Source organism: Brevundimonas sp., assembly GCF_032017145.1.
Classification (GTDB): domain Bacteria; phylum Pseudomonadota; class Alphaproteobacteria; order Caulobacterales; family Caulobacteraceae; genus Brevundimonas.
The window spans coordinates 1-10,432 of the sequence record NZ_DALZQC010000109.1; the positions used below are offsets into that span (position 1 = coordinate 1).

A 10,432-nucleotide genomic window follows, 5' to 3' on the forward strand; every position below is an offset into this window, starting at 1 on the left:
GGCCCGCGAGGCCCGCGCCGGTCTGGCCGCCCGCGCCGAGGCCGCCGCCGAGAAGCTGACCGAAGCCGAGACCACCCTGCGCGAGACGGCGCAGATGTCGCCGCAGGACCTGGGCCAGAAGCTGACCGACGACGCCATCGCACGTCCGCCCGACGCCGCCGGCGCCGAGAGTCTGCTGTTCGGGCTGGAGCGCGAGCGCGAGGCCCTGGGCGCCGTCAACCTGCGCGCCGAGGACGAGGCGGTGGAATACGGCGACCGGCTGAACAGCATGAAGTCGGAGCGCATCGACCTGACCCAGGCGATCGCCAAGCTGCGCGACGGCATCGACGAACTGAACGCCGAGGGGCGCGAGCGGCTGGTCGCGGCCTTCGACGTCATCAACACCAACTTCAAGACCCTGTTCGAGGCCCTGTTCGGCGGCGGTCAGGCCGAGCTGAAGCTGGTCGAAAGCGACGATCCGCTGGAGGCGGGGCTTGAGATCTACGCCTGCCCGCCCGGCAAGCGCCTGTCGGTCATGTCGCTGATGAGCGGCGGCGAGCAGGCCCTGACGGCGGCGGCCCTGATCTTCGGCGTCTTCCTGGCCAACCCGGCGCCCGTCTGCGTGCTGGACGAGGTGGACGCGCCGCTGGACGACGCCAACGTGGACCGCTTCTGCCGGATGCTGCACGAGATGCGGAGCCGCACCGACACCCGCTTCATCGTCATCACCCACAACCCCGTCACCATGAGCCGGATGGACCGCCTGTACGGCGTCACCATGCCCGAACGCGGCATGAGCCAGTTGGTCAGCGTGGACCTGCATCAGGCGGAGACCCTGGTCGCATGATCGCCCTGATGCTGGCCCTTCTGGCCGACCCCGCCCCCGCGCTCACACCCGTCGGCGTAGGCCGTTTCGCCATCTACGCCGACGTGAACTCCATCGAACGCCAAGGCGACATCGCCCATATGCGCGAACTTCAGGTTGCCGAGACCGGGTTTAGGGTCGGCGATGTCGTCTATATCGGTGGGTGGTCGCGTTGGGCGTTCGATTGCCGGGCGATGACGGCGGACCGGCTGGACTTCGCCTCCCTGCGCGCCGACGGAACCCAAGGCCCGGCCACGCCTGATCCCGCCCCCGCCTATCCCGCCGCTCCCGGCGGCGACGCCGCCGAACTGCTGGCCGTGGCCTGCGCGATGCAAGCGCCCGCCGAGACCCTGACGCTGGACGAGGCGATCAGGCGAGGACAGGCGGTTCTGGCGGAATAAGGCCCTTGTCGGACCCCTGCGGCCACTCGATACGGTCCCTCGGCAACGCCTCGCGGCATTCGTCGCGCATGAAGGCCATCAGCTTCTCGCGGATTTCGCAGCGCAGGTCGAACGCCACCCCGGCGGAGCGGGCGCTGGCCAGGCAGCGGACCTGGAGCACGCGCTCGGTGATGTCGGTGACCTGCATCACCTGCACGTCTCCATCCCAGTGCTTGGAGGCCTTGACGATGCCCTCGAAGGCGGTGCGCAGCTTGTCGATCGGCGCCTCGTAGTCGACGTAGAAGAAGGCCACCCCGATCAGGCGCGCGTTCTCGCGCGTCCAGTTCTGGAAGGGGGTGGTGATGAAGTAGGACAGGGGCAGCACCATCCGGCGCCAGTCCCACAGCTTGACTACGACATAGGTGGCGGTGATCTCCTCTACATTGCCCCACTCCTTCTCCACGATTACGGCGTCGTCGAGGCGGATGGGCTGGGTCAGGGCGATCTGGATGCCGGCGACCATATTGGTCAGGATGGGCTGCAGCGCCAGGCCGGCGATGATGCCGACGACCCCGGCCGAGGCCAGCAGGCTGACGCCCCACTGGCGGAAGCCGGCGATGGTCATCAGGGCCAGACCCACCGTGACGATGAACAGGATCACCTTGGCCACCCGCTGCAGGATGCGGGTCTGGGTCAGGTGTTTGCGGGCCAGCAGATTGTCCTCGACGGCGATGTTGTAGCGCTTCAGGTGCATGACGGACCACATGTCCAGCACCCCCGACGCCAGCCAGCCCAGCGTCAGGATGAACAGGAACAGCAGCACCGACCGGATGTCCGCCGAAGGCGCCGGGTCCATCGGCGAGACGGTCACACCCAACCCCACGCCCATGATGATGATCAGGACCCGCAGCTTGATCCGCGCCCGCTCGACCACGCCGCGCCAGAAGACGTCCTTCTTCCTGACCATGCGGCGCAGGATGGCGAAGGCGATCTTGTGCGTGACCCAGCCGCCGCCGACGAAGACCAGCAGGACCAGGCCGGTGACCGCCCATTCGGGCAGCCAGTCGAACCGATGCCACAGGGCGCGGACTTGGCGGGTCAGGGCGATGATTTCGGGGGGCATGGGGGAGCTAACGCGCCACAAGCTGAACGGTTGTGCAAGTCTCCTCCCTATCGCGTGGCGACGGGAGGTGGCGCGGCGCGTCTTCAGCGCCGTGACGGAGGGGTTCTTCAGCACATCATAGGCGCCTGTGCGCCCTCAAGAGCCCCTCCACCGCTTCGCGGTCCCCCTCCCCACTGCATGGGGAGGAGACGAGATTCAGTGTCCTGCGGTCGCCTCAGTCAGGTCCGCCAGGCGCTGGGCGGCGTCGGGGATGGCGACGGATCGGGCGGCTGCGGACATGGCGGCCAAACGCGCCGGATCGACCAGCACCCCTTCCAGAGTCGCCGTCAGCCGATCAACGGTCAGGTCGTCCTCAAGGATGACCTCGGCCGCGCCGGCGTCGGTCAGGGCCTTGGCGTTCAGGCGCTGGTGGTCGTCGGTGGCGATCTTCAGAGGGATCAGGACGGCCGGCAGGGCGGCGACGGCCAGTTCGGCGCAGGTCGAGGCGCCAGAGCGGCCCACGACCAGATGGGCCTTGGCCAGCCGTTCGGCCATGTCGCGGAAGAAGGGGGCGACCTCGGCCTCGATCCCCGCCTCCAGATAGATCTGGCGTGCGGCATCCAACGTCTCGGGGCGTGACTGCTGCTGCACCTTCAGGCGACGACGCAGAGGTTCCGGCACGGCGGCCAGGGCGCGGGGGGTCGTCTCCGACAGGATGCGCGCACCCTGACTGCCGCCCGTCACCAGCACATGGATGGGGCCGTCATCGGCAGGCGCCAGATAGGGACGGTCGAACAGGGCGCGGATCTCTGCGCGCACCGGCGAACCGACGACGTGCGAGCGGCCCTGCACCTTGGGGGGCGCCCGCTCCAGCGTCGGGAAGGACGAGGCGACCTGGTTCACATAGGGGGCCAGGATGCGGTTGGTGCGGCCCAGGACTGCATTCTGCTCATGGATCACGGTCGGGCGCTGGGCGGTGACGGCGGCGACCAAGGCGGGGGCGGACGGATAGCCGCCGAAGCCCACAACCACGTCGGCGCCCAGCCGGTCGAAGGCGTCACGCGCCTGAATCACCCCCTTGAAGATGGCCACGCCCGCCTTGACCAGGCCCAGCGGGCCGGAGCCTGTGGCCGCGTCCAGCGCCAGCCGTTCCTCGGCGGGAAAGGCGTGGGCGTATTGTTCGCCGCGATGATCGGTGGCCAGCACCACGCGCCAGCCGCGCGCCGCCATCTCGCGCGCCAGGGCTTCGGCCGGGAACATATGGCCGCCGGTTCCGCCGGCTGCGACGACGCAGAGCTTGGACATGGAGTCTCCATTCATGGGATCGCTTTCGACCCTGTCTCGCATTTACTCTTTCTCGTCATCCCCGGCCTTATGCCTGGGATCCATATGCCCGGCATAAGCAGTCGTGCTTGCAAGGTGAAGCCCGAGTTTATGGACCCTAGGCACAGGGCCTAGGGTGACGGTCTCTTTATGGCGTCTACAGCAACCGCCGGCCCATCGTCAGGCTGGCCCCCGGCTCGTAGGCGCCGGGGCGGCGGCGCGTCAGGGCCAAGGCGAAACCCATGGTCAGGCCCATGGCCAGCATGGAGGAGCCGCCATAGCTGATGAACGGCAGGGTCATGCCCTTGGTCGGAATCAGGTTCAGGTTCACCGCCACATTGATGCAGGCCTGAAGCCCGATCAGCATGAACAGGCCCGCCGCCGCCGTCTGTTCGAACGGGTCGGTCAGCTTCATGGCCCGACGCATCCCGCGCACGACGATGAAGGCGTAAAGGCCGATCATGATCAGGCTGAGGACCAGGCCGAACTCTTCGGCGCCGACGGAATAGATGAAGTCGGTGTGCAGGTCGGGCACGTGCCGCTTCATCACCCCCTCGCCCACCCCCCGGCCCAAAAGGCCGCCGGCGCGAATGGCCTGGGACGCGCTGTCGATCTGGTGGGTGTCGGTGGTCTCGGGCGAGAAGAAGCGGCTGAGGCGGTCGCGCATATGGCCGAAGACGAAATACAGCGACACCAACCCGGCCATGCCCAGGCTGGCCAGGACCGCCATCCATTTGAACGGCACCCCCGCCATGAAGAAGACGGCCATGAAGGTGGTGGTGATCAAAAGGGTCTGGCCGATGTCCGGCTGGATCAGCAACAGACAGACGGTCAGGGCGTAGAGGCCGAAGGCGATGGTGACGCCGGGCACGCCCTGGCCCTTCTGCGCCTCGGCGAACATCCAGGCGGCGAAGACGATCAGGCCGGGCTTGGCGAACTCGGACGGTTGCAGGCTGAACGGCCCCAGGTTCACCCAGCGCGCGGCGCCCTTCACCGTGTCGCCGATGAAGGGCAGGGCGGCCATGACGACGATGGCGCCGAACAGGGCCAGGACCGCGATCCGGCGCACCCCGCGCGGCGACATCAGCGAGGTGGTCAGCATGACCGTCAGGCCCGCGCCGGCGAAGACCATCATCCGCCAGGAATAGTGAAAGGGATCGGTGATCGATTCATCGGCCAGGATGGCGGCGGGACTGGAGGCGAAGCTGAGCGAGACGCCCAGCGCCATCAGGGCCAAGGCCGCGCCTAAAAGGCCGCGATCCACGGTCCAGAACCAGCGTGCGATCAGGCTCTGGTCGTTGCGGGAGAAGGCGGGGGTGTAATGGGCGCTCATGCGGCGCTCTCCGGGGCGGAGGTCAGGTTCAGCACGGCCGCGCGAAACGCCTCGCCCCGCGCCTCGAAATCGGCGAACTGATCGAAACTGGCGCAGGCGGGCGACAGCAGGACGATCTGGTCACCGCCTGCTGCGGCCGCATCGGCGGCCGCAGCGGCGACGGCGGCGTCCAGGGTCTGGGTAATGACGTGGGGCGTGTCGCCCAGGGTCTCGGCGAAGGCGGGGGCCGCCTGGCCGATCAGATAGGCCCGCCTCACGCGCGGGAACAGGTCGGCCACATCGTCGATGCCGCCGGCCTTGGGCACGCCGCCGGCGATCCAGAAGACGGATGGATAGGAGGCCAGGGCCTGACGCGCGGCGTCGGCGTTGGTGGCCTTGGAGTCGTTGACGAAGCGCACGGCGCCGACCTGAGCCACCGTCTCCATCCGGTGGGCGAGGCCGGGGAAGGTCAGCAGGCCCTTGACGGCGGCGGCGTGGGAGACGCCCAGCGCCCGGGCGGCGGCATAGGCGAAGGCGGCGTTCTGGGCGTTGTGGCGGCCGGGTAAGGAACGGGCGGGCGCGAGGTCGGCGAGGGTTCGGCCCTCGGCTCGGATCGCGCCCGGCACAGCCTCGATACCGCTCATCCCCGCGAAAGCGGGGACCCAGTTCTGTGGGCTTTCCGGCCTGTCTAGGGAGGTCCGCTCGTGATCCGCGGCGCCCTGCCCGTGCGAAAGGACTGGGTCCCCGCTTTCGCGGGGATGAGCGGCGGAGGAAATCGTGATGACGCGGGAATTCAGGCCGGACGCGATCGCCTGCCCCCAATCCTCGTCCACGCCGATCAGCGCCACAGCATCCGGCGCCTGGGCCGCGAATATCCGCGCCTTGGCGGCGACATAGCCCTGCATGCCGCCGTGGCGGTCCAGGTGGTCGGGGCTGATGTTGGTCAGGATGGCCACGTCGGGGGCGAAGGTGGTGTTCAGGTCCAGCTGGTAGCTGGAGACCTCGATGACATAGATCGCGTCCGGCGTCGGCTCCGGCAGGGCCAGGACGCCGATGCCGATATTGCCGCCGACATGGACGGTCAGGCCGGCGGACTTCAGCACCCAGCCGATCAGGGCGGTGGTGGTGGACTTGCCGTTCGTGCCGGTTACGGCGACCACGCGCGCACGCTCATCTGGGGGCCGGGCCGCCAGGGCGCGGGCGAACAGTTCGATATCGCCAATCACCGGCACGCCGGCCTCGTGCGCCTGGTCCACGGTCCAGTGCGGCTTGGGGTGGGTCAGGGGCGCACCCGGCGACAGGACCAGGGCGGCGAAACCGGACCAGTCGGCCGTCGTCAGATCCTGGACCTGAAAGCCTTCCGCCTCGGCCTGCATCCGGCCCGATACGCCGTCGTCCCATAGAATGGGGATGGCGCCCCCGGCCTGGAGCGCGCGCGCGGCCGTGATCCCCGACCGTCCCAGGCCGAAGACCGCGACCCGCCTGCCCTCGAAACCAGGAACGGGGATCATGCCCCTGCCCCCACCCCGTCATCCTCGCCCTTGTGGCGAGGATCCATAAACTCAGGCGTCAGACATTCGCCTACCACGGTCGAAACCGGGCGTATGAATCCTCGGGACAAGCCCGAGGATGACGATCGAGAGAAGGCCGTCATCTCAGCTTCAGCGTGGACAGGCCGATCAGGGCCAGGGCGCCGGCGATGATCCAGAAGCGGATGACCACGGTGGACTCCGGCCAGCCCATCTTCTCGAAATGGTGATGGACCGGCGCCATCAGGAAGATGCGCTTCTTGGTCAGCTTGTAATAGCCGACCTGGATCATGACCGAGGCGGCTTCGGCGACGAACAGGCCGCCGACGATGCCCAGGACCAGTTCGTGCTTGGTCATGACGGCGATGGCCCCCAGCGCCCCGCCCAGGGCCAGCGAGCCGGTGTCGCCCATGAAGATCTTGGCAGGGGGAGCGTTGTACCACAGGAAGCCCGCGCCCCCTCCGATCATGGCGGCGCAGAAGATGGCCAGTTCGCCGGCGCCGGGAACGTGGTGGATCTGCAGATACTGGGCGAAGACGAAGTTGCCGGCGAGATAAGAGATCACCCCGAACGCGCCCGCCGCCATCATCACCGGCACCGTGGCCAGGCCGTCCAGACCGTCGGTCAGGTTCACCGCGTTGGAGAAGCCGACGATGGTGAAGGCCGCGAAGGCCACATAGAACCAGCCGATGTTCAGCAGCACCGCCTTGAAGAAGGGGAAGGCGATGGACGTCTCAAGCCCCGGCGAGGTGGGCGAGACGGTCATCCACAGAACGGTCAGGACGCCGGCGACCACGGCGACGACCGTCTGGGCCAGTAACTTCTGCTTTGACGTCAGGCCGGCCGAGGTCTGTTTGGTGACCTTGGCGTAGTCGTCGATGAAGCCCAGCACGCCAAAGGCGGCGGTGACCAGGCTGACGATCCAGATATAGGGGTTGGTCAGGTCGCCCCACAGCAGCACGGCCACGCCGATGCCGGCCAGGATCATCAGCCCGCCCATGGTGGGGGTGCCGACCTTGGACAGGTGGCTGACGGGGCCGTCGTCGCGGATCGGCTGGCCCCGGCCCTGTTTGGCGCGGATCCAGTTGATGAAGCGGCTGCCCATGGCGACGGCCACGATCATGGCGGTGGCCAGGGCCAGGGCCATCCGCACCGTCTGATACTGGACCAGGTTCAACAGCGGATACTGGTGCGCGATGTCGGCGTAATAGAGGTAGAGCAGGTAAAACATGGGTGTCCCCTATCGCGTCGCGGGCGCCGTGTCGCGGCCTTGCAGATCCGCGAGGGCCTTGGCGACCAGCGAAGCCTTGGAGCCGTTCGATCCCTTGACCATGACGACATCGCCGGGCGCGACCAGCAGGGCGGCCTCGGCGGCCAGTTCGGCGGCGGTCTCGCGCCACAGGCCGCGACGCGACACCGGCAGGGCGTCGTAGAGCCAGCGCATCTGCGGCCCGGCGGCGTGAACCAGGTCCAGGCCAGCCGCGTCGATGGGGCCGGCCAGGCCCTCGTGCAGGCTGCGGCTCTGGTCGCCCAGTTCGAGCATGTCGGTCAGAACCACGACGCGGCGGCCCGACACGGCGCGGGCGCCCAGGCTCTTGAACCCTGCGGTCATCGACAGGGGATTGGCGTTGTAGCTTTCGTCGATCAGGGTGAAGGCGCCGCCGACCAGATCGACCTGGCGCGTCTGACCCCGGCCGGCCAGGGGCTGAAAGTCGGCCAGGGCCTGAAGACCGGTTTCCAGCGGCACGTCCAGTGCGTCCAGCATGGCCAGGACGCACAGGCTGTTCAGGCCCCAGTGGGCGCCCGACTGGGCCAGGCGATATTCCAGCGGCCGGCCGAACAGTTCGGCGGTGACGGTCGCGCCCTGCGCATCCGGGCGGAAGTCGATAAGGCGGGCGTCGCAACCGGCCTGGGTTCCGAAGACGACGAGGCGGGCGCTCACCGCACGGGCGGCCTCGGCCAGTACGGCGGCGAAGGCGACGTCGCCATTGGCCACGGCGGTTCCGCCGGGGACCAGCCCCTGGAAGATGGCCGCCTTCTCGCGCGCCACCCCGGCCTCGCCATCGGCGAAGGCTTCGATATGGACCGGGCCGACGGTGGTGACGCAGGCGGCGTGGGGGGCGACCAGGCGCGACAGGGGCGCGATCTCGCCCGGCGCATTCATGCCGATCTCGAAGACCGCGCGCCGGGTCTGGGCCGGCATCCGGGCCAGGGTCAGGGGCACGCCGATGTGGTTGTTGTAGCTCTTGATCGAACCGTGGGCAGGGCCGGAGAGGTCGAGACCGGCCTTGATCGCCTGGGTCACGCTGGTCTTGCCGACGCTGCCGGTGACGGCGCCGCGCTTCACCTGGGGCGCGCGTTCACGGGCGGCGACGCCCAGCGCTTCGAGGCCGTGCAGCGTGTCGGGGACGACGATGCAAGGCCCGCCCTCGACCGGGTGTTCGACCAGGGCGGCGGCGGCCCCGGCGGCGAAGGCGTCGCCTGCGAACTCATGCCCGTCGCGCGCGCCCTTCAGCGCCAGGAACAGGTCGCCGGGCGCGATCTCGCGACTGTTGTAGGTGACGCCCATGATCGGGCGGTCGTCGCCGTGCAGCACGCCGCCTGTGGCGGCGGCGACTTCGGCGGCCGTCCAGAGCGGGCGGGCGATGGCATCAGGCATGAAGGGACAGGGCCTCGGACGCGACGGTGGCGTCGTCGAAGGGGTGGGTCACGCCCGCGACGATCTGCCCCTGTTCATGCCCTTTTCCGGCGATGACCACCACATCCCCTTCGCGCATCATTTCGACGGCGGCGGCGATGGCGGCGCGGCGGTCGCCGATCTCCAGCGCGTCGGGGCAGCCGGCGCGAACCTCGGCGCGGATGGCGGCGGGGTCTTCGGACCGGGGATTGTCGTCGGTGACGATGGCGACGTCGGCCAGACGCCCGGCGATGGCGCCCATCAACGGCCGCTTGCCGCGATCCCGGTCGCCGCCCGCGCCGAACACGGCGATCAGACGGCCGGTCGCGTGGGGACGCAGGGCGTTCAGCACCGTCTCCAGCCCGTCGGGCGTGTGGGCGTAGTCGACATAGACCTCGCCTTGCCCGGTCTCGGCGCCGATGCGTTGCAGCCGACCTTGCGCGCCCGTCAGCTCCTCCAGCGCGCCGATCACGGCGTCGGGGGCGTCGCCCGCCGCGATGCACAGGCCCGCCGCCACCAGGGCGTTGGAGGCCTGGAAGGCGCCGGCCAGCGGCAGCAGGATGTCGCGGACCTGACCGCGCACGTCCAGGGTCAGGCGCTGACCCTCCGGCGTGGCCTGACGCCCGATCAGCGTCAGATCGCGGCCCCGCTCGCCCACCGCCATCACGCCCAGCCCTGCCATGATCGAGGCCGAGGCGAAGGCGGAATAGGCGTCAGAATCGGCGTTCAGGACGGCGGTGCGGCCGCGCGGCAGCAGGGTCTCGAACAAACGCATCTTGGCGGCGCGATAGTCCTGCATCGTGCCGTGATAATCGAGGTGATCCTGGGTCAGGTTGGTGAAGGCGGCGGCCTTCAAAGCGACCCCATCCAGTCGGCGCTGGTCGATGCCGTGGGACGAGGCCTCCAGCGCGACGTGGGTCACGTCCTTACGGGCCAATTCGGCCATCAGGCGGGCGGCCTCTGCGGCGTCGGGGCTGGTCAGGCCGGGGCCGGTCAGGGCGTAGGTCTTGTCGCCCTTCTGACCCACGACGCCCAGGGTGCCCATGCTGGCGGACTTGTGCCCGACGCCGGCCCACAGCTGGCGGCAGAAGGCCGCGACCGAGGTCTTGCCGTTGGTGCCGGTCACGGCCACGCAGGTCCTGGGCTGGGCGCCGTAGAAGCCGCGCGCGGCGATGGCGTAGGCGCGACGCACGTCGCCGGACGTGACCAGGACCGGGGCCGCCGTATCGGGGGTGTCGGCGGGGGCCAGAACGGCGGCGGCGCCC

8 protein-coding genes and 1 pseudogene are annotated in these 10,432 nt (G+C 69.2%); 2 read left to right on the top strand and 7 right to left on the bottom strand.

Annotation, left to right across the window (positions count from 1 at the left end; all coding sequences use genetic code 11):
• Positions 1–826: pseudogene (locus RTU05_RS14820) on the top strand (chromosome segregation protein SMC); the annotation flags it as partial.
• Positions 823–1,245, top strand: coding sequence for a surface-adhesin E family protein (locus RTU05_RS14825; protein ID WP_312599122.1), 423 nt, complete (start codon positions 823–825; stop codon positions 1,243–1,245). The pseudogene RTU05_RS14820 and the gene RTU05_RS14825, both read left to right, overlap by 4 nt.
• Here the strand turns inward: RTU05_RS14825 and RTU05_RS14830 are convergent.
• The 7 genes from RTU05_RS14830 to RTU05_RS14860 form a co-directional block, all read right to left on the bottom strand.
• Positions 1,214–2,347, bottom strand: coding sequence for a mechanosensitive ion channel family protein (locus RTU05_RS14830; protein ID WP_312599123.1), 1,134 nt, complete (start codon positions 2,345–2,347; stop codon positions 1,214–1,216). The genes RTU05_RS14825 and RTU05_RS14830 overlap by 32 nt on opposite strands.
• A 195-nt stretch (positions 2,348–2,542) precedes the next feature.
• A complete protein-coding gene (gene murG, locus RTU05_RS14835) occupies positions 2,543–3,631 on the bottom strand; it encodes an undecaprenyldiphospho-muramoylpentapeptide beta-N-acetylglucosaminyltransferase (protein WP_312599124.1) in 1,089 nt (362 codons plus the stop codon).
• Between the two features lie 175 nt (positions 3,632–3,806).
• Positions 3,807–4,982: a putative peptidoglycan glycosyltransferase FtsW gene (locus RTU05_RS14840; RefSeq protein WP_312599125.1), complete on the bottom strand. Its 1,176-nt coding sequence runs from the start codon at positions 4,980–4,982 to the stop codon at positions 3,807–3,809.
• Positions 4,979–6,472: a UDP-N-acetylmuramoyl-L-alanine--D-glutamate ligase gene (murD, locus tag RTU05_RS14845; RefSeq protein ID WP_312599126.1), complete on the bottom strand. Its 1,494-nt coding sequence runs from the start codon at positions 6,470–6,472 to the stop codon at positions 4,979–4,981. Before murD ends, RTU05_RS14840 begins: the two co-directional genes overlap by 4 nt.
• 139 nt (positions 6,473–6,611) lie before the next feature.
• Entirely contained in the window at positions 6,612–7,721 is a 1,110-nt protein-coding gene (mraY, locus tag RTU05_RS14850) for a phospho-N-acetylmuramoyl-pentapeptide-transferase (protein WP_248120290.1), read from the bottom strand.
• 9 nt (positions 7,722–7,730) lie between these two features.
• Positions 7,731–9,149 (bottom strand): UDP-N-acetylmuramoyl-tripeptide--D-alanyl-D-alanine ligase, encoded by a 1,419-nt coding sequence (gene murF, locus RTU05_RS14855; protein ID WP_312599127.1) that lies wholly within the window; start codon positions 9,147–9,149, stop codon positions 7,731–7,733.
• Positions 9,142–10,432, bottom strand: a 1,291-nt coding sequence (locus RTU05_RS14860) for a UDP-N-acetylmuramoyl-L-alanyl-D-glutamate--2,6-diaminopimelate ligase (protein WP_312599128.1), incomplete at its 5' end; no start/stop codon positions are given. The genes murF and RTU05_RS14860, both read right to left, overlap by 8 nt.